The sequence below is a fragment of the Bordetella flabilis genome (assembly GCF_001676725.1).
Taxonomy (GTDB): Bacteria; Pseudomonadota; Gammaproteobacteria; order Burkholderiales; family Burkholderiaceae_B; genus Bordetella_C; species Bordetella_C flabilis.
Genome location: NZ_CP016172.1, coordinates 5,405,629 through 5,427,426, shown reverse-complemented (window position 1 = coordinate 5,427,426; position 21,798 = coordinate 5,405,629). Strand labels below are relative to the sequence as shown.

The window sequence follows — 21,798 nt, the reverse complement described above, 5'->3', positions numbered from 1 at the left end:
CGGGCACCGACGCGGGCTGCGTCGGATCAGGCCTTCTGGGTCACCGGCAGGCCCGCCTGGCTCCAGGCGCGCATGCCGCCGTCCAGGGCGACGACCTCGGTGAACCCCTGAGCCTTCAGCTTGCTGACGGCGCGGCTGGCGTCACGTCCCTGCTCGCACACCACCACCAGCGGCTTGTTCTTGGGCAGCCCCGCCGACTTTTTCTCGATTTCGGTGGCGGGCACGTTCCGTGCCTGGGCGATGTGCCCGGCCTGGTACTGTTCCGCTGGCCGCACGTCCACCAGGACGGCCTGCCTCTGGTTGATCATCTGTATGGCCTGGGTGGTGCCGATGGCTGATCCGCCGCCGCTCTTGCGCAGCGCGGGAATGGCCAGCATGATGCCGGATATGACCGCTACGGCGACGATGAAGATATTGTTCTGGCTAAGCAGAAAATGCAGAAAATCCACGGAACGTCCTGAAATTTGACGGTTATGGGTGGCTGCGCCACCCACTAAGGGCACCCGTCCGGCGCGGTCTGCCGCGAGGCTCCGGACGGGGCATAACCTTGCAATTATAAAATGACGGCATTCCGGCATCTTTCAACTCCGTTTCGACCGACCCCCACCATGCATAAACTCGTTCTGATGCGCCATGGCGAAAGCCAGTGGAATCTGGAAAACCGCTTCACCGGCTGGACCGATGTGGACCTGACCGAAACCGGCCGCGAGCAGGCCCGCCAGGCCGGCGAACTGCTCAAGCGCGAAGGCTATGCCTTCGACCTGGCCTTCACCTCCGTGCTCAAGCGCGCCATCCGCACCCTCTGGATCGCCCTGGATGCCATGGACGCCATGCATACGCCCATCGGCAACAGCTGGCGCCTGAACGAGCGCCACTACGGCGCCCTGCAAGGCCTGAACAAGGCGGAGACGGCCGCCAAGTTCGGCGACGAGCAGGTGCTGATCTGGCGCCGCGCCTATGCCATCGCACCCGATCCCCTGCCGCAGGACGATCCCCGCCATCCGCGCTTCGACAGCCGCTACGCCCGCATCCCCGCCGACCAGTTGCCGGCCACGGAATGCCTGAAGGACACCGTGGCCCGCGTCCTGCCGTTCTGGAACGAGTCCATCGCGCCGGCCATCCGCGCGGGCCGCCGCGTCCTGATCAGCGCCCACGGCAACAGCCTGCGCGCCCTCATCAAGCATTTGGACAACATGTCGGATGACGACATCGTGTCGCTCAATATCCCGACTGGCCAGCCCCTGGTGTACGAGCTGGATGACGACCTGCGGCCGCTGCGGCACTATTACCTGGGCGATCCCGCGGAAATCGAGGCGGCGATGGCCGCCGTGGCCGCGCAAGGCAAGGCGAAGAAGGCCTGATCGATGCGTCGTGCGGCGAGGGTGTTGGGGGCCGCGGCCCTGATGGCGTCGCTGTGCTCGGCCGCGGCGCACGCCGCCCCGGCCGACCTGGCCGAAAAGCAGACCGAGGCGCAGCGCCAGCAATCGGCGCTGCGCGACCGCATCCAGTCGCTGCAAAAGACCATCGAAGAGCGGGAAGCCGCGCGCAAGGAAGCCTCCGATGCCCTGCGCCAGTCCGAAACCGCCATTTCCCAGATCAACCGGCGTCTCGCGGAACTGGCCGATCAAAGCCGGCAGGCCGAAGCCGATCTGGCCGCCCTGGAGCGCCAGATGACCGCCCAGCAGGCCGTGCTGGCGCAGCGGCGCGACGAACTCGCGCGCCAGCTTCGTGCCCAGTACACCAGCGGCCTGTCCCCATGGACCGCCTTGCTGTCGGGGGATGACCCGCAGCAGCTGGGCCGCAACCTCGCCTATCTGGGCTATGTGTCGCAAGCCCGCGCCCAGGCGGTGCAGGCGCTGCGGCGCGATCTCGACGAGTTGGCACGCCTGCAGGGAAGGGCCGATGCGCGCCGCGAGGAAATCGCCACGGTCGTCAAGGAAACCGCCGACCAGAAGGCCGCGCTCGTTTCGCAGCAGAAGGAACGCGCCAGCGTGCTGGCCAAGCTCGAAGGCCAGATCAGCGCGCAGCGCGAGGAAGCCACCAAGCTGGGCCGCGACGACCAGCGCATGACGCGCTTGATCGACGACCTGCAGGCCGCGATCGAAAAGCAGGCGGAAGAGGCGCGCAAGGCCGAGGAAGCGCGGCGCAAGGCCGAAGAGGCACGTCGCAAGGCCGAAGAGGAAGCGGCCCGCAAGGCCGAGGCGGCGCGCCGTCTCGCATTGGAAGAAGCCCGGCGCAAGGCCGACGAGGCCCGTCAGCGCGCCGACGAGGCACGCAAGGCGGCTGAAGCGTCGCGCCGTGCGCAGGAAGCACGCGACGCCACGCAGGCGCGCGAACAGGTCGAAGCGGCGGCGCGGCGCGACGCCGCCGCCGCCGCGGTGGCGGCCCGCCAGGCCGCCGAAGCCGAAGCGGCTGCGCGCCGTGCGGCTGAACCGGCCGTACCCGTGGCGCGAGGCGATATCGACGGCTTAAAACCGGCTGAATCCGTCGCCAAGGCGCCGCCGCCGGCTGCGCGTCCGCAGCCCGGCGAGGGGCGCGGCTTGCGTCCGGGCCTGGCGATGCCCGTCAAGGGCGCGACCGTGCAAGGCCGTTTCGGCATCGGCCGCCCGGACGGCGGCGTTTGGCGGGGCATCGTCCTGCGCGTGCCGGAGGGCACGCCGGTGCATGCGGTCGCCGCCGGTACGGTGGTTTATGCCAATTGGCTGCGCGGCTTCGGCAACCTCATCATCGTCGACCATGGCCAGCAATATATGACCGTCTATGCCTATAACCAGGCGCTGCTAAAACAGGTCGGTGACAGGGTCGTGTCAGGCGACACGATCGCGACGGTGGGCGCCACGGGCGGCCAGGTGGAATCGGGCCTATACTTTGAAATTCGTCACGGCGGCGCACCGGTGGACCCAGCCCAATGGTTGGCCCAGTAAAGGCGTTTGGCTAAACCAATTCAGGAAGTGTGCATGAGCACTCGCAAGTTTCGTAGTTTCGGCCTGGTGTCGCTCGGCGTGGTGGCCGGGGTCCTGCTCAGCGTCGGCGTGACCGCGGTCGCGCAGCGTGGCGGCAGCCCGCTTCCGCTGGACGAGCTGCGCCAGTTCACCAATGTGTTCGGCGCCATCAAGAACAACTACGTCGAACCCGTCGACGACAAGACGCTTATCAACAACGCCATCTCCGGCATGGTGTCGGGACTCGATCCCCACTCCGCGTATCTGGATGCCGACGCCTACCGCGATATGCAAACCGCCACGCAGGGCGAGTTCGGCGGCCTCGGTATCGAGGTGGGCGCGGAAGACGGTTATGTGAAAGTGATCTCGCCCATCGAGGATACGCCGGCCGCGCGCGCCGGCGTCATGGCGGGCGACCTGATCACCAAGATCAACGACACGCCGACCAAGGGCATGGCGCTGAACGATGCCGTCAAGCTGATGCGGGGGGCGCCCAAGACGCCCATCACGCTGACCATCATGCGTGCGGATCACCCGCAGCCGATCGTGTTGAACATCGTGCGCGATGTCATCAAGGTGCGCAGCGTGCGCAGCAAAATGCTGGACGGCAACGTCGCTTATGTGCGCATCGCCCAGTTCCAGGAAAAGACCGGCGCCGACATGGCGCGCCAGCTTGCCGACCTGGGTGCCAAGCAGCCGCCGCGCGCGCTGATCCTGGACCTGCGCAACGATCCGGGCGGGTTGCTGACCAGCGCCATCGGCGTGGCCGCCGCCTTCCTGCCGCGTGACGCCCTGGTGGTGTCCACCGATGGCCGGACGCCCGACGCGCGCCACAAGTACCTGGCCTCGCCTTCGGAGTACGCACGCGGCGAAGGCAACTACCTGTCCGGCCTGCCTGGCTGGGTCAAGACGGTACCCATGGTCGTGCTGGTCAACGTCGGCTCGGCCTCCGCCTCCGAAATCGTGGCCGGCGCGCTGCAGGATCACAAACGCGCCAAGGTCATGGGCAATCGCACCTTCGGCAAGGGATCGGTGCAGGTGATCCTGCCGTTGAGCGAGGATACGGCGATCAAGCTGACGACGTCGCGCTACTTCACGCCGAACGGCCGCTCGATCCAGGCAACCGGTATCGAGCCCGACTATGTCGTGGCCGATACCGCGCAGGGTGACCTGTTCCGCCTGCCGCGCGAAGCGGATCTGCAACGCCATCTGGCGAACCAGCAGACGCCCAACAGCGAGGTGAAGTCCTCGGCGGATCCCGCCAACATCGAATTGCCCAAGACCTTCGAGTTCGGCGGCAAAGATGATTTCCAGCTCAAGCAGGCGGTCAACCTTCTGGATGGCAAGCCGATCCAGAAGGCGGCGCCCAGGACGGCGGCCAATGACAAGGATGCCCAGGCCAAGCCCGCGCCTGGGGCAGCTCCGCAGCGCATGACCATTACGCCGAACGGAGTGGAACCGGCCAAGGCCAAATGAACGACCAGCAGTTGCTGCGGTACGCGCGCCATATCCTGCTCGACGAGCTCGGTATCGAAGGCCAGGAGAAATTCCTGGCGGCGCGCGCGCTGATCATCGGCGCGGGAGGGCTGGGATCGCCGGCCGCGATGTACCTGGCGAGCGCGGGCGTGGGACACATCACGCTGGTCGACGACGACGTCGTCGAACTCAGCAACCTGCAACGCCAATTGCTGCACACCACCGAAAGCCTGGGCCAGCCCAAGGTCGAATCCGGGCGCCGCACGCTGCATGCGTTCAATCCCGAGATCGTTGTCGAGGCCATTGCCGATCGCCTGCGCGAAGACGCGCTGTATGCGGCCGTCGCCGCCGCCGATGTGGTGCTCGATTGCTCCGACAACTTCGCCACGCGCCACCAGATCAACCGTGCCTGCGTCCATCACCGCAAACCGCTGGTGTCCGGTGCCGCCATCCGTTTCGACGCGCAGGTCAGCGTGTTCGACCTGCGCGCCGGCGCGTCGCCCTGCTATCACTGCCTGTTCCCCGAGGCCGACGATGTCGAGGAAGCCAATTGCGCCACCATGGGCGTCTTCGCGCCGCTGGTCGGCATCGTAGGCAGCGTGCAGGCGGCCGAGGCATTGAAGCTGCTGTCCGGCATCGGCGAAACGCTGGCCGGGCGGCTGCTATGCCTGGACAGCCTCGCGATGCAATGGCGCAGTCTCAATGTGCCGCGCGATCCCGCCTGTGCCGTCTGTGCGGGACGCTGAGCCCGACGCCGGTTAGGCGCGCGGCGCCTGCGCATGCCAGGCCCGTCCAGCCCGGCGGGACAGCAGGAAGCAGGGCTGTCCGGCTGTGGACAGACCCTGGCGATCGATTCGTTGTTGGAGGGATGCCGCCATGAATACACGCGCAATTTCCGGCCGCCTGATCGAGGCGCTGGGTGACGATGTGGTGACCGTCGATACGGACGGCATCGCGCCGTGGCTGACCGACTGGCGCGGCATCTACAAGGGCCAGGCACAAGCCGTCGTGCGCCCGCGCAACGTGGAACAGGTCTCGCGATGCCTGGCGCTGTGCCAGGAGGCCGGCGTGCCGGTCGTGCCGCGTGGCGGCAATACGGGGCTATGCGGTGGCGCGACGCCCGACGCCTCGCCGTCCAACGTGGTGCTCAGCCTGGACCGCATGAATGCGGTGCGCACGCTCGATACCGTCGCCAATACGCTGGTCGCCGAAGCCGGCTGCATCCTGGGCAACCTGCGCCGCGCCGCGCACGATGCCGGGCGCTTGCTGCCGCTGAGCCTGGCAGCGGAGGACTCGTGCCAGATCGGCGGCAACCTCGCCACCAATGCCGGCGGCGTCAATGTCGTCCGGTACGGCATGACGCGCGAATTGGTGCTCGGTATCGAAGCGGTATTGCCTACGGGCGAGGTCTTCCATGGCCTGCGCGCCTTGCGCAAGGACAACACCGGATACGACCTCAAGCAGCTGTTGATCGGCTCGGAAGGCACGCTGGGTGTCATCACCGCCGCGTCGCTGCGCCTGCTGCCGCGGGCCGACGTACGTGCCGTCGTGCTGGCCCCGGTGGAGTCCGCCGATCAGGCCCTGCAACTGTTCGAACTGTTGTACGGACAGTGCGGCGCGCGCCTGCAGGCCTTCGAGTTCTTCACGGGCGCCTGCGTCGACCTTGTCCTGGCGCATGCCGAAGGAGTGCAGGAACCCTTCGCGCAACGCTATCCGGCCTATGTGCTGGTGGAGCTGGCGGACACGGCCGACGAGCACGCCCTGGCCGCCTTGCTGGAGGATGTCATGGGACGCGCGCTGGAACGCGACCTGTGCCTGGACGCAGCGGTGTCCGCATCGCTGGCGCAGTTGCAGGCGCTGTGGCGCCTGCGCGAGGAAATCTCCGAGGCGCAGCGCGCCGACGGGCCGCACCTGAAGCACGATATCTCCTTGCCCATCGAGCACATTCCTGCCTTCATGGCGTCGTGCGCGCAACGCCTGCACGCCGCGGGCGGCGATGTGCGGCCCTTTATCTTCGGCCACTTCGGCGATGGCAACCTCCACTACAACCTGTCGCGTCCGGCCGGCGCGCCGACGGACTGGGCCGCCCTCCACGGTGAACCGCTCACGGCGGAGATCATGGACGAAGTCATGCGCTATGGCGGCAGCATCAGCGCGGAGCATGGCATCGGCCAACTGAAGCGGGAATACTTTCATCGCTACAAGGATCCGCTTGAACTTCGGCTCATGCGCGACATCAAACGGTTATTGGACCCGGCAGGCATCATGAATCCAGGCAAGCTGCTGTAGCGGCGCGCCGTCACGTTGCTGTAGCGTCACGGCCCGCGCAATAAGGAGAAAAGATGCATCCCGCGCACAGCCCACACCCCGCCAGCGACACGGCGCCGTATTGCCTGCCGCCCCTTGCCGATATCGGACCGCCCGGCTTCGCGGTGCCCCCCGGCGCCTGCGACGCGCACGCGCATGTCGTGTCGGCCGATGCCGGCTACCCCATGGTGGACAGCCGCAGCTATACGCCGCCGCCCGCGCCCGAGGATAAGTACCTGGCCATGCTGGCCGCCAACGGCATGTCGCGCGGCGTCCTGGTGCAGATCAGCGTCTACGGTACCGACAACCGGGTCATGCTCGATAGCCTGCGCCGGCATCCCGATCGCTTGCGCGGCGTGGCGGTCGTCTCCGACGACATCTCCGACCGCGCACTGCAGGCCATGCACGATGCGGGTGTCCGGGGGGTGCGCTTCAACGTGCTGTTCGGCGGCGGCGTCAGCCTGGACATCATGGAGCGGTTGGCCGCGCGCATCGCCGGAATGGGCTGGCACATGCAGTTCCTGCTCGATGCCCGCGACCTGCCGGCCCTGCTGCCGCGCATGCGCAGGCTGCCGGTACCCGGCGTCATCGACCATATGGGACATATGCCGGTCAAGGAAGGCGTGTCGCACCCGGGGTTCCAGGCCCTGCTCGAACTGTTGCGGCATCACGGATGGTGGAGCAAGCTGTCCGGTGCCTATCGCATCAGCGACGACTTCCCCGATTATCGCGATGTGGTGCCGTGGGCGCGCGCCCTGGTCGATGCCGCCCCCGACCGGCTGGTATGGGGCAGCGACTGGCCGCATGTGGCCATCCCGCGCATGCCCGACACCGGCGTACTGCGTGACCAGTTCGCTCAGTGGGTGCCCGATGCCGCGATGCGCAAGCGAATCCTCGTGGACAATCCCGCGCGCCTGTACGATTTTCCCGCCACGCCGCCGCATGCATCGACGCGTGGCTGATGCCTGCCGCTCCATGCCCGATGCCAGATGCCGGATGCTGACACGTGACGCCGGTCCCGCATCTGCGTGGCCGCCGCACAACTCCGATGCCAAAGACCGCATGCACGGGTCCTGATGTCCCAATGGGCAGGGCCCCGGCGGCCCCTGCCTCGAATCTATAACAAGGAGATAAAAATGAGCTGGTATAGCGAATTGAACCAAACCGAGCGGCGCACCTTCGTGGCGGCGTTCGGCGGCTGGGCGATCGACGCGCTGGACTTCATGGTGTTCACCTTCGTCATCTCCACGCTGATCTCGCTGTGGGGCATCAGCAACACGCAAGCGGGCCTGCTGGGTACGGTGACGCTGTTGTTCTCGGCGGTGGGGGGCTGGTTGGCCGGGATGCTGGCGGATCGCTATGGGCGCGTTCGCGTACTCCAGGGAACCATCTTATGGTTCTCGGTATGTACCGTGGCGATCGGCTTCACGCAGGACTTCAATCAATTGTTCGCACTGCGCGCGCTACAGGGCCTGGGCTTCGGCGGCGAGTGGGCCGTGGGCGCCGTGCTGATGGGCGAGATCGTGCGCGCGGAGCATCGCGGCAAGGCCGTGGGCACCGTGCAGAGCGGTTGGGCCGTCGGCTGGGGCCTGGCGGCGCTGCTCTATACGCTTTCGTTTTCCGTGCTGCCCGAAAACGTGGCGTGGCGCGCGTTGTTCTGGGTGGGCGTGATTCCCGCGATGCTGGTGCTGTATATCCGCAAGCACGTACCCGAGCCTGAAGTCTTCGCGCGTGTACGCAAGGAGGCGGAAACAGGCCGTGCCAAGGTGTCGCTATGGGCCATCTTCGGCCCGTCGCTGCTGAAGACCACGGTGCTGTCGGCCTTGCTGTGCACCGGCGTGCAGGGCGGTTACTACGCCATTACGACATGGCTGCCGACCTTTCTGAAAACCGAGCGCCATCTGTCCGTGCTGAACACCGGTGGCTATCTCATGGTCATCATCGCCGGCTCTTTCTGCGGCTACATCGCGGGCGCCTATATGGCCGACCGCTACGGACGCCGTCCGAACTTTTTCATCTTCGCAATACTGTCCGGTGTGATCGCCTATCTGTACACGGAGCTCGCCCTGAGCGATACGCAAATGCTGATTCTGGGCTTTCCGCTGGGTTTCGCCGCGTCCGGCATATTCGGCGGCATGGGCGCATACCTGACGGAACTCTTTCCTTCCGCGGTGCGCGCTACCGGCCAGGGCTTCGCGTACAACTTCGGCCGCGGCATCGGTGCGCTGTTTCCCAGTCTGGTGGGGTATCTCAGCAAAACCGTAGGCCTGGCGGCGGCCATCGGCATGTTCGCGGCCGGCGCGTATGCCATCGTGCTGATCGCCGCCTTCCTGCTGCCCGAGACCAAGGGCCGCGCGTTGGAATAGCGCTTCAGGGATACGTGTGCGCGCCCCCGTGCGGCTGGCGATTCGTAGCCGCACGGCTGTGGCCGGGGCCTGGCGCCAGGGCCCCGGCGCCGCACCGGTCAAGGTTCGATGGGCGGCAGCTCGCCTTCGATCAATGCCAGCCCCGCGCGCAGCATCGCGGCATAGCGCGCCTTTTCCGCCGCCATGGTTTCCGGGGTCCAGCGATAGAAGCCTTCACCCGTCTTCATGCCCAGCTTGCCGGCCGCCACGCGTTCGGTAAGGATGGGGAAAGGGCCGTCCGCCTTCGATAGCGAAGGGTAGGTCGTCGTGGTCGCCGCGCAATGCACGTCCAGGCCCGCGTGATCCCGTTGCATCACCGGGCCGGCTGCCAGGAAGCGAAAGCCAAAGCCGAAACGTACAGCGGCATCCACGTCCTCGGCGCTGGCGACGCCTTCCTGGATCAGCGCGAAGGCCTCGCGGGTCAAGGCATGCTGCAGGCGGTTGCCGAGGAAACCGGGCACGTCCTTGCGCACCAGTACCGGCACCATGCCGCAGCGGCGCATGAAGGCGACCAGGGCTTCGCCCCGGGCGCTGTCGCTGTCCGGTCCCAGTACGACTTCCACCAGCGGGATCAAATGCGCCGGCATGAAGAAATGCAGGCCCAGCATGCGCTCGCGGCGTTCCAGCCCTTCGGCGATCTGGCTGATGGGAAAGCTGCTGCTGTTGCTGGCCAACAGGGCGTGGGCCGGCGCCAGCGCCACCAGCTCGGCGAACAAGGCGCGTTTCAACGGCAGGGATTCGGGGATGCACTCGATGACGAGGTTGACGTCCCGCCATGCGACCGCGTGCAGCGATGCGGCGACCCCGACCTTGTCGATGTTCTGCTCCAGGCCGCGCTCGGCCAGGTTCGCCCGCGCACGTTCCAGGATGCCGGCGTGTCGCGCGGCGTCCGTCTCGACGACTGTCACGCCGGCCTGGGCGCGGGCGAGGACCACCGCCACATCGGCGCCCATCGTGCCGCCTCCTACCACCACGGCGTGGCATTGCGACGGAGCGGGCAGGGAAGGAATGGCGGTTGTCATGGTGTCTCCCGGTATCTTGCCGTGTCGGCAGGCGCCATCAGCCCAAGGCCAGGCGCAATTGTTCGTCCAGGTGGGCCGTCGGCGCCACCCGCCACGCGCTCTGCGCATAACGCAGCCAGCGGCCCAGTACGAAATGGGTCAGCAGGCTCGCATGCGCGCTGACGTCCGCGTCAGGTGGCAAGGCGCCGTCCTGCACGGCCGTGCGCAGGGCCTGCCTGAACGACGCTTCGATACGGTCGTTGATATGGTTGATGCGTTCCTGCAAGCGGTTGTCCTCGGTGACCAGCGCATCGCCGGTCAGCACGCGCGTCATGCCCTTGTTGCGCTCCGAGAACGTCAGCAGCATGCCTATCATGTTGCGCGCCTGCGCGAGGCCATGCGGTTCGGTCGCGCCGATCTGGTTGATCAGGCTGAAGATGGTGTGCTCGATGAACTCGATCAAGCCTTCGAACATCTGTGCCTTGCTGGCGAAATGCCGGTATAGCGCCGCTTCGGAGACCTGCATACGGGCTGCCAGGGCCGCGGTGGTGATGCGCGCGGCGTGCGGCTGTTCCAGCATTTCTGCCAGGGTTTGCAGGATCTGCGTCTTCCTTTCGCCGGGTCTGCTTGCCATGGGTGGGGCCGCGCATGCGCGCGGTATAGAAGTTGAAAACCGGGGGCGCTATCGTCGCAAAGGGCGGCGGCGCAGCAGCAGATCGCTGACGCAGTTTACCCGCAAGTCGACATAGCCCGGCCGGTTGCGCCCGGCTTTGCTGAAGGGCGTGCCCGGATGGTAGATGTGCACCGTGCGCAAGCCGACGCGGCGCGCGCCGCGCAGGTTTTCCAGCGTATCCTCGACCAGTACCGCGCGGGCCGGCGCCACCCCTTCGCGCGCCAGCACGCGCCGCAGCAGGGCGGGGGAGGGCTTGGGCCGGTAGTTGCCGTGCCAGTTCATGTGCTCGATGGCCCACAGGCTGTCGAACTGCCGCAGCAGGCCCAGATGGCGCAGCACCGCGCGTGCATAGTGCAGCGGTGCATTGGTCAGCAGCACCTTGCGTCCCGGCAGGCTGCGCAGCTTGCCGGCAAGCCCGGTTTCGGCCTTGACCAGGGTGCGTACGTCGAAGTCGTGGCTCATGCGCAGGAAGGTCTCGGCGTCCACGCCATGGTGGCGGACCATGCCGATGACCGTCGCGCCGTAGCGCTTCCAGTACTTCGAGCGCAGCGCATTGGCGGTCTCCGCGTCCACACCCAGCGTTTCGGCCACCGCGCGCGTCATTCCCGCATCGATGCGCGGAAAGATGGCGTGCGAGGTGTTGTGCAGCGTGTTGTCCAGGTCGAACAGCCACAGCCTGCCCGATGCGCCCGTGGCGATGCGCCGCGAGCGGCGCAGCCGCGCCGCCGGCCGCAGCAGATGCCGATGGATGCGCATCAGCGTGACGTAATCATGGTGCCCACACCCTGGTCGGTCAGCAACTCCAGCAGCAGGCAATGCGGCACGCGGCCGTCGATGATGTGAACGGAATTCACGCCGCTGCGCGCCGCATCCAGCGAGGAAGAGATCTTCGGCAGCATGCCGCCGGAGATGGTGCCGTCCGCGAACAGTTCGTCGATGGCGCGTGCCGACAGGCTGCGCAGCAGCTTGCCGGTCTTGTCGAGCACGCCCGGCGTGTTGGTCATCATCAGCAGTTTTTCCGCGCCCAGCACTTCGGCCATCTTGCCGGCGACCACGTCGGCGTTGATGTTGTAGGCCGTGCCGTCCTGGCCGTAGCCGATCGGCGATATCACCGGGATGAACTGGTCGTCCTGCAGCGCCTTCACCACGGCCGGGTCCACCTGCGTGATGTCGCCGACAAAGCCGATGTCCAGCGGTTGCTGCGGGTCTTCCTTGTTGTCCATGAGCTTCTTGCGCGCACGGATAAGGCCGCCGTCCTTGCCCGTCAGGCCGACTGCCTTGCCGCCGGCCTCGTTGATCATCATGACGATGTCCTGCTGGACCTGGCCGCCCAGGACCCATTCGACCACCTCCATGGTTTCGGCATCGGTGACCCGCATGCCTTGCACGAAGGTCCCGGTCTTGCCCACGCGCCGCAAGGCGTCGTCGATCTGCGGACCGCCGCCATGCACCACTACCGGGTTCAGGCCGACCAGCTTGAGCAGCACGACATCATGCGCGAAGCTGCGCTGCAGACGCTCTTCGGTCATGGCGTTGCCGCCGTATTTCACGACGATGGTCTTGCCGTGAAAGCGCCGCAGATAGGGCAGGGCCTCGGACAGCACGCTGGCTTTTACAGAGGGGGGCAGGGCGGCGGAATCTTGAGGAGTATCGGTCATGGCGGCAAGGGAACGCGTCGATGCGGGAAGAGGATCGGCATGGGGCGGAGCCCGCTGAGCGGCAATTGTATTACCGCCAGGGGCATATGCCAGCAGGTCATAAGAAGATGGGGTACAAAAAGCCGTGGTTCATGTAGATTGGAGCCCCTTCATATTCAACGCCATACGGCGGAAATGCCCGCCAAGGAGGACAAAATGACTCATACATTGCGGCCCGTTGCGGCCGCCACGCAGCGTCCCGTCCGCCATGCCGCGTCCGTTGCCGGCATGCGCCGCGCGCTGCTGGCTTGCGTCGTCGGGCTGTCCGCGGCCTTTGCGCTGGGCTCGCCGGCCGTGGCTGCCGAAAAACTGACCGTGGCGGCCACGCAGGTCCCGCATGCCGAGATCCTGGAGTTCGTCAAACCGACCCTGGCCAAGGAAGGGGTGGACCTGGACATCAAGGTATTCAGCGACTATGTGCAACCCAATATGGCGACGGTCGACAAGCAGGTGGATGTGAACTTCTTCCAGCACCGGCCGTACCTCGATACTTTCAACCAGGATCGCAAGACCAACCTGGTGCCGGTGGCGGCCGTGCATGTCGAGCCCTTTGGCGCCTATTCGCGCAAGATCAAGGCCGTGAGCGAATTGAAAGAGGGCGCCACGGTGGCCATCCCCAACGATCCGACCAACGCCGGGCGTGCGCTGCTGCTGCTGCAGAAGCAAGGCTTGATCAAGCTGAAGAATCCCACCGACCTTCGCGCGACGACCCTGGACGTGACGGAGAACCCGAAGCGTCTTAAGTTCAGGGAACTGGAGGCCGCCATGCTGCCGCGCTCGCTGGACGACGTGGACCTGGCCCTGATCAACACGAATTACGCGCTGGAGGCCAAGCTGGTGCCCACCAAGGACGCGTTGTTCATCGAAGGCGCCGACTCGCCGTATGCCAACGTGCTGGTGGCGCGCCCGGACAACAAGGATGCGCCCGCGGTGCGCAAGCTGGTGCAGGCCTTGCACTCGCCGGCGGTCAAGCAATACATCCTGGAGAAGTACAAGGGCGCGGTCGTGCCCGCCTTCTGAGCTCAGCGCCGGCTGGCGACCGGTACGAGGCGGCGCAGGGATTCGAAGAACAGCGTCGATTGCAGGCGTTCCCCCTGGATCTGCATCGCCACATGCCGGGCCATGGTGTCCGGCACCGGTTCCAGCGTCTGGCCGGTGGACAGGGCCAGGACCTCGGTCTGGCAGGCCCGCTCCAGGAAGTACAGGTCGTCGTACGCGTAGTCCACGCGTTCCCCGCAGACCACGATCCCGTGATTGCCCAGGAACAGGATGTCCGCGCCATTCATGGCGCGGGCAATGCGCTCGCCCTCGGCGGTATCCAGCGCCAGGCCATCGTAGCGCGCGTCGATGGCGACGCGCCCGTGGAAGCGCATGGCGTTCTGCGACAGGCGTGTATCGAGCCCGCGCCGTGAAGTCACCGTGAGCGAGGTGGCATAGGGCATATGCGTATGCAGCACGCAGGTCTTGCGCGCGATGCGGTGGATCGCGCCATGGATGAACATGGCGGTGGCTTCGACGTCGTGGCGGCCCGCCAGCCTGGCCCCTTTGGCGTCGACCAGCACGATGTCATCGGCGTCGATTTCGCTCCAGTGCAGGCCGCGGGGATTGATCAGGAAACGGTCCGAACCATCCGGCAGCGCCACGCTGAAATGGTTGCACACGCCTTCCTCCAGGCCGTGATAGGCCGCGGCGCGCAGGGCGAGCGCCAGATCGGTGCGCAGCGCCAGCGTATCGGCGGTATGGACGGAACTATCGCGTTGGGAGACGGGCATGGGATGGGATCGGGGATGGGTTGGGCCGGAGTCACGATTTAACATCAATCGCGCGATCCTGGACAGGGTGATCCAGGCAAGCCGCCGGTCCCGCGCCGGCGCCGTATCGCCGGCTTCGCCGACCCGGCATCCCCGGCGTCATCCCTTGGCCGGGCCTTGCGGCGTACTGCCCATCAGGAAACGCAGCAGCCGGCGTTCATCCGCGTCCAGTCCTCGCGGCGCCGGCGGGGCAGCCGGCATCGGCGGCAGGGTGCCGGCCAGGTAGTCATCGATGACCTTCGGGTGGATATAGCACTGGCGGCAGACGGTCGGTGTATTGCCCAGGCGCCGCGATACGTTCTTGACGACCTCGACCACGATGCGCTTGGCCTCGGTCTCGGTGCGCCAGGGACGCTTGCGCAGCTCCGCCAGCGCCAGCACCGTTCCGGACCACGTCCGGTAGTGCTTGGCGGTGAAGTCGGCCTTGCCCGCTTCGCGCAGGTAGTCGTTGACACTGCCGGAATCGACGGTGCGGGGCTTGCCGTCTTCATCCAGATAAGTGAACAGCTCGTGCCCGGTGATCTCCATGCAGCGCTTCACCACCGCCGCGATGCGCCGGTCGCGCACCGTCACATCGTGCTCCACGCCGCTCTTGCCCTTGAACCGGAAGCGGATGCTGGTGCCCGCAACCGTCGCATGGCGACGGCGCAGGGTCGTCAGGCCGTACGATCCATTGGCCCGCGCGTAGGTCGAGCTGCCTATCCTGACCAAGGTGGTCTCCAGCAGGCGCACCACCACCGCGACGATCTTGTCATGGTTCATGCCCGGCTTGCGCAAGTCCTGTTCGACCTTGCGCCGGATACGTGGCAGGGCCAGCGCGAAAGCGGCCAGTTGCTCGTACTTGTTCGCGTCGCGCAGTTCGTGCCAGGCGGGGTGATAGCGGTATTGCTTGCGGCCGCGCGCATCGCGCCCGGTCGCCTGGATATGCCCTTTGGGGTCCGGACAGATCCATACGTCGGTGTAGGCGGGAGGGATGACCAGCGCGTTGATGCGCGCGATCTCCGCGTGGTCGCGGATGCGCTTGCCCTCCGGATCGAAGTATTCAAAGCGCTCGCCGTTGAGCCGGCGCGTGATGCCCGGCCGCCGGTCATCCACATAGACCAGCCCCGCTATCGCGCAACAGGCGTTTTCAGTGGGCGGATCATCCGCCGGGTCGGAATCGGGCGCGGCGGTCCGCGCTTCGGCCTGCGCTAGCAACATGGTGCGGTTCCCATCGAGGCCCGCACCCGAGCAACTGGCGTGCCCGCTATTCCCGATGCGTCAGCAGGCGCGCTGCAGCCGGCCGTTGCGGCCGGTGCATTCACTGCCCTGCGGGTGCGGCCATATTGGCTCGGTCACCCGCGGGCGCCCCTGGTGGACTCCGCGGCACCGTGCGATCCGGAGCCGCCATGCCCGCCGGAACCGTTATGCGCGCTCGAACCGCCATGCGCGCCGGAACCGTTATGCGGATTGGATCCGTTATGCGGGCTGGACCCGTTATGCGGCGCCGCGCTGTGCGAACGCTGCTGCGCCGGCCCATGGGCCTCCAGCAGGTTGAACGCGGTATTGACCAGCCCGATATGCGAAAACCCCTGCGGGAAGTTGCCCACCAGCCGTTTATGCACCGGGTCGTATTCCTCCGCCAGCAATCCCAGGTCGTTGCGCAGGGACAGCAGCCGGTCGAACAGGGCCGCAGCCTCGTCGATCCGGCCCTGCATGGCGTACGCGTCGGCCAGCCAGAAGCTGCACGCCAGGAAGACCCCTTCGCTTTCCTGCAGGCCGTCGTCCACCTGTTCGGGCACATAGCGCATGACCAAACCGTCGCGCATCAAGCCTTTCTCGATCGCGCTGATGGTGCCCGTCACCCGAGGATCGTCGATCGGCAGGAAACCCACCTGTGGAATCAACAGCAGGCTCGCATCCAGCGCCTTGCCGCCGTAGAACTGCACGAAGCTGTTCAGCTCGGCGTCGAAGCCGTTGTTGAGGATGTCTTCCCGGATTTCGTCGCGCACGTCGCGCCAGCGCTCTACCGGCCCTTGCAGGCCGAAGCGTTCCGCCGATTTGACGGCGCGGTCGAAACCTACCCAGCACATCAGGCGTGAATGGGTAAACGCCCGGCGCGGGCCCCGCACTTCCCATATGCCGTGGTCGTCGACCTTCCAGCCGCGCTCCAGCGGCGCCAGCAGGATGCGTTGCAGGCGCCAGGCCTGTTCCGAGGGGGCCAGTTCGGCCTCGCGCGCGGCATGCAGCGTCTCGATGAGCTCGCCGTAGATGTCCATCTGGATCTGCCCGGAAGCGGCGTTGCCCAGGCGTACCGGCTTGCTGTTCTCGTAACCCGGGAGCCAGGCGATTTCCATCTCCGGCAGGCTGCGTTCGCCCGCGATCCCGTACATGATCTGCAATTGGTCGGGATGGCCGGCGGAGGCCCGCATCAGCCATTGGCGCCAGGCTTCGGCTTCCTCGCGGTAGCCGGCGTTCAGCAACGCGTACAGCGTCAGCGCGGAATCGCGCAGCCAGCAGTAGCGGTAGTCCCAGTTGCGCGAGCCGCCCAGGTTTTCCGGCAGCGACATGGTCGGGGCGGCGACGATGCCGCCCGTCGGCCGGAACGTCAGGAGCTTGAGTGTGATGAGCGATCGCACGATCGCCTCATGCCATTCGGGGAAGCGCCGGTCGGTGCGGCAGCGCTTGGACCACTCCTTCCACCAGGCCACGGTGCGATCCAGGCTTTCGGTGCGGTCTGGCACGAAATGCGGGACTTTGTGCGAGGGATGGTACGACAGGGTAAAAGGCGTGCTTTGGCCGGCATGCACGGTGAAGCGCGAGACCGTCCGCAGGTTCTTGCCTTCCAGCGGCACCTGGGTATGCAGCTCCACCGCATCGGGCCCCGCGATGGCGCTGATGCCATAGTCCCTGCGGCGCACCCATGGCACGGCCTGCCCGTAATTGAACCGCAGGATAAGGTCCATATCCATGTCGACGTGCCCATGCTCGCCGCGCACGATGCGCACCACGTCGACACGCTCCTCGTCGTCGCTCAGGGGCATGAAGTCCAGCAGCGTGGCTACGCCCGTCGCAGTCTTGAAGCGTGTTTCCAGGACGGCGGTGCCAGGAATGTAGCGCCGGGTGGTTTCGAAGGGCTCGCGCGGCCTGATGTGCCAGCACCCATGCTCCTCCGTACCCAGCAGGGCGGCGAAGCACGCGGAGGAATTGAAGTGGGGCAGGCACAGCCAATCGATGGAGCCATCGCGCGAGACCAACGCCGCGGAAAGCATGTTGCCGATGAGGCCGTAATCTTCAAGTGGTTTCGACATGGGCGCGTATCGGGTTGCGGAAAGGGAAGCCTAGCATGGGGCTTGCGCCCGGGTACATCACCCGCGGCGGCCCGGCGCGTGCGCCATACGCTACTGCAACGCGAGGTAACACCCGTAGCCGTGCCATCGCTCATGTAACAGGCGCCCGGGCCCGGCTCTCGCCCAGTTACAACCTCTGTTTGTCGGAGGAGAACCCTTGGGTAGACTGCCCCGCAGTACCGTGGCACATGTCCGTTCATCGGCAGATGGGTATCGAATATGGAAGAAAACCAAACACGCGATCCACGCCGGCCCGCGCCGGTCGTCTCAACCGGGATACGGGGCCTGGACAATGTTCTGGGCGGTGGCCTTCCGGCCAGTCGCCTTTATCTCGTCGAAGGCGTACCGGGCAGCGGCAAGACTACCTTGGGCATGCAGTTCCTGCAGGAAGGAAGGCGGCAAGGCGAAAAAGGCCTGTATATCACCTTGTCCGAAACCCGCGAGGAGTTGCACGCCGTGGCCGAGACCCATGGCTGGGACCTGGAAGGCATCGAGATTTTCGAGCTCTTCAGCGAGGACGAATTTTCCCTGGGGGCCGAGCAATCCGTCTTCTATCCAGCCGAAGTGGAACTGGGCGAGGCGGTGCAACACGTCATCGAAACCATCGAAGCCCTGTCGCCTACCCGCGTCGTCTTCGACAGCCTGTCCGAGATGCGCCTTCTGGCTCAAAGCCCGCTGCGGTATCGGCGGCAAATCCTGGCGCTGAAGCAATATCTGTCGACACGCCTATGCACGGTGCTTTGCCTGGACGACAAGACCGCCGATCCCAACGATCTGCAGTTGCACAGCATCGCGCACGGCGTGATCAGCCTGGATCAACGGGCCCAGGATTTTGGTGTCGAACGCCGCCGCATCCGTATCGTCAAGCTGCGCGGCGTCAGGTTCCGGGGCGGATATCACGACTGCGTGCTGGAAACGGGCGGCCTGCGGGTGTTCCCCCGCCTGATCGCGGCGGAACACCAGGCCAGCTTCGATACCGCGCCGCAAAGCACCGGCGTTCCGCCGCTGGACGCCTTGCTGGGCGGAGGGATCACGCCAGGCACCAATATATTGTTCACCGGCCCATCCGGCGTCGGCAAGACCACGACGGCGGTGCGCGCCGTGCTGGCGGCCCTCGAGCGCGGACAGAAGGCCGTGTATTACCTGTTCGATGAAGGGGCGGGGACCATGCTGCGACGCAGCCGGCAACTCGGCATGGACCTGGCGCCCTACATCGAAAGCGGTGCGCTGCAGCTGTTTCAGATCGACCCGGCGGAGCTCTCCCCGGGCGAATTTTCCAGCCGTGTGCGCAAGGCGGTGGACGAGGACGGCGCGACGTTTTTCGTTATCGACAGCTTGAGCGCGTATGTCCTGTCCATGCCGGGGGAACGGTTCCTGCTGCTGCAGTTTCACGAGATGTTGAGTTATCTGAACCAAAAGGGTTGCACGACGGTGTTGGTGCTGGCCCAGCACGGGTTGATCGGCGAAGGCCGCGCGGACGTGGACCTGAGCTACCTGAGCGACGCGATCCTGCTCTTCCGCTTCTTCGAAGCGGAAGGAAGCATACACGGGGCGGTGCTGGCCCTGAAGAGCCGCACGACGCCCCACAAGCGGTCCATACACGAGTTCCGTATTACTGAAGACGGGTTGCAAGTGGGGGAAGCGTTGAGCGACTTCGAAGGGGTGTTGTCGGGTCTGCCGTCCTACACCGGCAAGTTGCCGGCCCTGCAGACGCCCGGATCCGTGCCGGAGGCGGAGTGAATGCCGCCAACCACGCGCTGATCCTCGCCCCGCATGGCCGGGATGCGCAGGTCATCCGCAATGTCCTGAACGCGGCTGGCGTTCCGGCTTCGACATGCGACGACCTGCCGGCGCTATTTTCGGGATTGGCGCAAGGCGCCGGCTGTGCCGTGGTAGCCGCGGAAGCGCTGACGCCCGCCGCGCTGGCGGACTTGGCCGCGTGGGCCGCTTGCCAGGAGGCGTGGTCGGACTTCCCCTTTATCGTCCTGTCACCGCCCCTGGATACTTCGGCGGATGCGGCCGCGCAGGATGCGTTGGGCGCCCTGGGCAACATCATGCTGCTGGAGCGGCCACTGCGGGCCGATACGCTGCGCCGCGCCGTCAGCGCGGCGCGGCGCGCGCGCGACCGGCAGTACCGCGCTCGCGCGCTGTTGCGCGGGCAGGCCGAGGCAGAGGAAGCCTTGCGCGTGCTGAACGAGACATTGGAAACGCGCATCGCCGAACGGACCCACGCACTCGCGCGCGCCAACGACCGCCTGATGAAGGAAATCCGTGAACGCGAGCGCACCCAAAGCGCGCTGGTCCAGTCGCAGAAGATGGAGGCGATCGGGCAGTTGACCGGCGGCCTGGCGCATGATTTCAACAACCTGCTCAATGTCATCATGGGCAGCGTGGACCTGATCCGGCGCACATCGCAGGACGATCGCGTACACCGCCTCGCCTCGAACGCCAGGCAGGCCGTGGAGCGCGGCGCCAAGCTGACCGCGCAACTGCTGGCTTTTTCGCGCAGCCAGAACCTGGATCTGCGGCCCACCAACGTGAACGAGTTGCTGGCGGGCATGCGGGAATTGCTGGGACTCTCCCTCGGCCCCACCGTGCGGGTGCTGACGGAGTTCGCCCCCGATGTGCCGGAAGCGACGGCGGATGCCAACCAACTGGAATTGGCGATCCTGAACCTCTGCATCAATGCCCGCGATGCCATGCCGTCCGGCGGCGTGGTGACGTTATTCACCGCCGCCAGGGAAAGCCGGGAAAGCGATCTGCCGGCGGGCCGCTATGTCGTGATCGGCGTGAAGGACACCGGCAGCGGCATACCCCCCGATGTATTGAGCAAGGTGTTCGACCCTTTCTTCACGACCAAGCCCGTGGGCAAGGGCACCGGGCTGGGCCTGAGCCAGGTCTACGGCATTGCCCGGCAGTCGGGCGGTACGGCGCGCATTGCCAGCGAAGAGGGCCGGGGTACCGTGGTGGAGATATGGTTGGTGCCCGCCGATCCCTCCGCGCAACGGACGCGCGAGGACGAGCCGCCCAGCGTGAGCCGCCGCACCGCGAGCGTGCTGGTCATCGATGACGACGCAGCGGTGCGCAACCTGATCGTGGAATGCCTGCTGATCCTGGGATACGAGGTCAGGCAGGCGGAGGACGGCGAGATCGGCCTGCGCCTGCTGGAGGAACGGCCGCCGGACCTGCTGATGGTGGACTTCATCATGCCCCGGCTCAACGGCGCGGAAGTGATCGAACGCGCGCGCAAGCTGGTACCGGGCCTGCCCGTCATCCTGGCCACCGGCTACGCCGACGCGCAGGTCGGCGGCACGGTACTCGAGCACGAGCGGGTCCTGCAGAAACCCTTCAACCTCGATCAACTGGCCGCGATGGTGGCGGAGGCGCTGCAGCGCTGATCCGCGGTGCCCTAGACCGTGGTTCCGCCGGCATCCGCGACGGCCCGTTTGATGGCCACATGCCGCTTCTGCATCTCCTGGCGCAAGGCACGGCGCTGGTCGGCGGCCTCGAAGCGCTGGCGTTCCTCTTCGTTGCGCGGTTCCAGCGGTGGAACCGGCGTGGGGTTGCCGAGTTCGTCCACGGCGACCATGGTGAAGTAGCAGCTGTTGGTATGGCGTACCAGCTTCTGGCGGATGTCCTCGGTGATGACCTTGATGCCGATTTCCATGGATGTGCGGCCAGTGTAGTTCACGGACGCCAGGAACGTCACCAGTTCGCCGACATGGATTGGTTCGCGAAACACCACCTGGTCCACCGACAACGTCACGACATACTGGCCCGCGTAGCGGCTGGCGCAGGCGTAGGCCACCTGGTCCAGGTACTTGAGGATGTGGCCGCCATGCACGTTGCCCGAGAAATTCGCCATGTCGGGCGTCATCAGGATGGTCATCGACAATTGGTGGCTGAAAGCGTCATCCATGGCGGGGCTCGATCAGTGAGAAAAAGGAATGTGCACGCACGGCGAGGCGACCGTGGCGCGGGGCGTGCGCGGGGCGCAGCGTGGAAATGCAGGAATGCACGCCGGACGCGGCAATGGGCGAACAATCCATGGGCGGATGTTAGCAATGCGCCGCGTATCCGAAACGGCCAAGAAAATGACCGTTTGGGGTGCTTTTGGCGCGTTGGGGCGGCGTGGGGCAGCTGGCGCCGGGGCAGCC

General features: G+C 66.2%; 19 protein-coding genes. 10 read left to right on the top strand and 9 right to left on the bottom strand.

Going from position 1 to position 21,798, the window contains the following annotated elements; translation table 11 throughout:
* Positions 1-26 precede the first annotated feature (26 nt).
* The gene (locus BAU07_RS24170; RefSeq protein ID WP_066663505.1) at positions 27-449 is read right to left on the bottom strand and encodes a rhodanese-like domain-containing protein; all 423 of its coding nucleotides are present in this window, start codon (positions 447-449) and stop codon (positions 27-29) included.
* 159 nt (positions 450-608) lie between these two features.
* Here BAU07_RS24170 and gpmA point away from each other — a divergent pair, with 159 nt between their 5' ends.
* The 7 genes from gpmA to BAU07_RS24135 all read left to right on the top strand — a co-directional run bounded on the left by gpmA (position 609) and on the right by BAU07_RS24135 (position 9,091).
* Positions 609-1,361 (top strand): 2,3-diphosphoglycerate-dependent phosphoglycerate mutase, encoded by a 753-nt coding sequence (gpmA, locus tag BAU07_RS24165; RefSeq protein ID WP_066663501.1) that lies wholly within the window; start codon positions 609-611, stop codon positions 1,359-1,361.
* A gap of 3 nt (positions 1,362-1,364) precedes the next feature.
* A complete protein-coding gene (locus BAU07_RS24160; protein ID WP_066663498.1) occupies positions 1,365-2,924 on the top strand; it encodes a murein hydrolase activator EnvC family protein in 1,560 nt (519 codons plus the stop codon).
* A 33-nt stretch (positions 2,925-2,957) separates the two neighbouring features.
* Positions 2,958-4,418 (top strand): S41 family peptidase, encoded by a 1,461-nt coding sequence (locus BAU07_RS24155; protein ID WP_066663495.1) that lies wholly within the window; start codon positions 2,958-2,960, stop codon positions 4,416-4,418.
* A complete protein-coding gene (locus BAU07_RS24150) occupies positions 4,415-5,164 on the top strand; it encodes a HesA/MoeB/ThiF family protein (RefSeq protein ID WP_066663492.1) in 750 nt (249 codons plus the stop codon). Before BAU07_RS24155 ends, BAU07_RS24150 begins: the two co-directional genes overlap by 4 nt.
* Before the next feature lie 130 nt (positions 5,165-5,294).
* Positions 5,295-6,707, top strand: a complete 1,413-nt coding sequence (locus tag BAU07_RS24145; protein WP_066663490.1) for an FAD-binding oxidoreductase — start codon at positions 5,295-5,297, stop codon at positions 6,705-6,707.
* 53 nt (positions 6,708-6,760) lie between these two features.
* Positions 6,761-7,687, top strand: coding sequence for an amidohydrolase family protein (locus tag BAU07_RS24140; RefSeq protein WP_066663488.1), 927 nt, complete (start codon positions 6,761-6,763; stop codon positions 7,685-7,687).
* A gap of 174 nt (positions 7,688-7,861) precedes the next feature.
* Entirely contained in the window at positions 7,862-9,091 is a 1,230-nt protein-coding gene (locus tag BAU07_RS24135) for an MFS transporter (RefSeq protein WP_066663485.1), read from the top strand.
* Between the two features lie 98 nt (positions 9,092-9,189).
* Here the strand turns inward: BAU07_RS24135 and BAU07_RS24130 are convergent, their stop codons facing one another.
* The 4 genes from BAU07_RS24130 to argB are packed head-to-tail and all read right to left on the bottom strand — an operon-like array spanning position 9,190 to position 12,462.
* Complete coding sequence (locus BAU07_RS24130; protein ID WP_066663482.1) at positions 9,190-10,152, bottom strand: 3-hydroxyacyl-CoA dehydrogenase NAD-binding domain-containing protein; 963 nt, start codon at positions 10,150-10,152, stop codon at positions 9,190-9,192.
* A gap of 37 nt (positions 10,153-10,189) precedes the next feature.
* Positions 10,190-10,765 carry a nucleoid occlusion factor SlmA gene (slmA, locus tag BAU07_RS24125; RefSeq protein WP_066663481.1) on the bottom strand — a complete coding sequence of 192 codons (576 nt, stop codon included), beginning with the start codon at positions 10,763-10,765 and terminating at the stop codon, positions 10,190-10,192.
* 48 nt (positions 10,766-10,813) lie between these two features.
* Positions 10,814-11,560, bottom strand: a complete 747-nt coding sequence (locus BAU07_RS24120; protein WP_066663477.1) for a pyrimidine 5'-nucleotidase — start codon at positions 11,558-11,560, stop codon at positions 10,814-10,816.
* Complete coding sequence (gene argB / locus BAU07_RS24115; protein WP_066663475.1) at positions 11,560-12,462, bottom strand: acetylglutamate kinase; 903 nt, start codon at positions 12,460-12,462, stop codon at positions 11,560-11,562. The genes BAU07_RS24120 and argB overlap by 1 nt, the downstream gene beginning before the upstream one ends.
* Before the next feature lie 267 nt (positions 12,463-12,729).
* Here argB and BAU07_RS24110 point away from each other — a divergent pair, with 267 nt between their 5' ends.
* On the top strand, positions 12,730-13,521 hold the full coding sequence (locus BAU07_RS24110; protein ID WP_066665691.1) for a MetQ/NlpA family ABC transporter substrate-binding protein: 792 nt from the start codon (positions 12,730-12,732) through the stop codon (positions 13,519-13,521).
* A gap of 2 nt (positions 13,522-13,523) precedes the next feature.
* On the opposite strand, the gene BAU07_RS24105 is transcribed toward BAU07_RS24110, so the two are convergent.
* The 3 genes from BAU07_RS24105 to BAU07_RS24095 all read right to left on the bottom strand — a co-directional run bounded on the left by BAU07_RS24105 (position 13,524) and on the right by BAU07_RS24095 (position 17,602).
* On the bottom strand, positions 13,524-14,273 hold the full coding sequence (locus tag BAU07_RS24105) for an aldolase (protein ID WP_066663473.1): 750 nt from the start codon (positions 14,271-14,273) through the stop codon (positions 13,524-13,526).
* Positions 14,274-14,411: 138 nt separating this feature from the next.
* Positions 14,412-15,512, bottom strand: coding sequence for a DNA topoisomerase IB (locus tag BAU07_RS24100; RefSeq protein ID WP_084025958.1), 1,101 nt, complete (start codon positions 15,510-15,512; stop codon positions 14,412-14,414).
* Positions 15,513-15,646: 134 nt separating this feature from the next.
* Positions 15,647-17,602, bottom strand: coding sequence for a glycoside hydrolase family 15 protein (locus BAU07_RS24095; protein ID WP_084025957.1), 1,956 nt, complete (start codon positions 17,600-17,602; stop codon positions 15,647-15,649).
* A gap of 258 nt (positions 17,603-17,860) precedes the next feature.
* Here BAU07_RS24095 and BAU07_RS24090 point away from each other — a divergent pair, with 258 nt between their 5' ends.
* Positions 17,861-19,381, top strand: coding sequence for an ATPase domain-containing protein (locus tag BAU07_RS24090; RefSeq protein ID WP_066663471.1), 1,521 nt, complete (start codon positions 17,861-17,863; stop codon positions 19,379-19,381).
* Positions 19,378-21,039 (top strand): ATP-binding protein, encoded by a 1,662-nt coding sequence (locus tag BAU07_RS24085; RefSeq protein WP_232338194.1) that lies wholly within the window; start codon positions 19,378-19,380, stop codon positions 21,037-21,039. The genes BAU07_RS24090 and BAU07_RS24085 overlap by 4 nt, the downstream gene beginning before the upstream one ends.
* 11 nt (positions 21,040-21,050) lie before the next feature.
* Here BAU07_RS24085 and BAU07_RS24080 read toward each other — a convergent pair whose 3' ends face one another.
* Positions 21,051-21,560 (bottom strand): acyl-CoA thioesterase, encoded by a 510-nt coding sequence (locus BAU07_RS24080; protein WP_066663469.1) that lies wholly within the window; start codon positions 21,558-21,560, stop codon positions 21,051-21,053.
* Positions 21,561-21,798 lie beyond the last annotated feature (238 nt).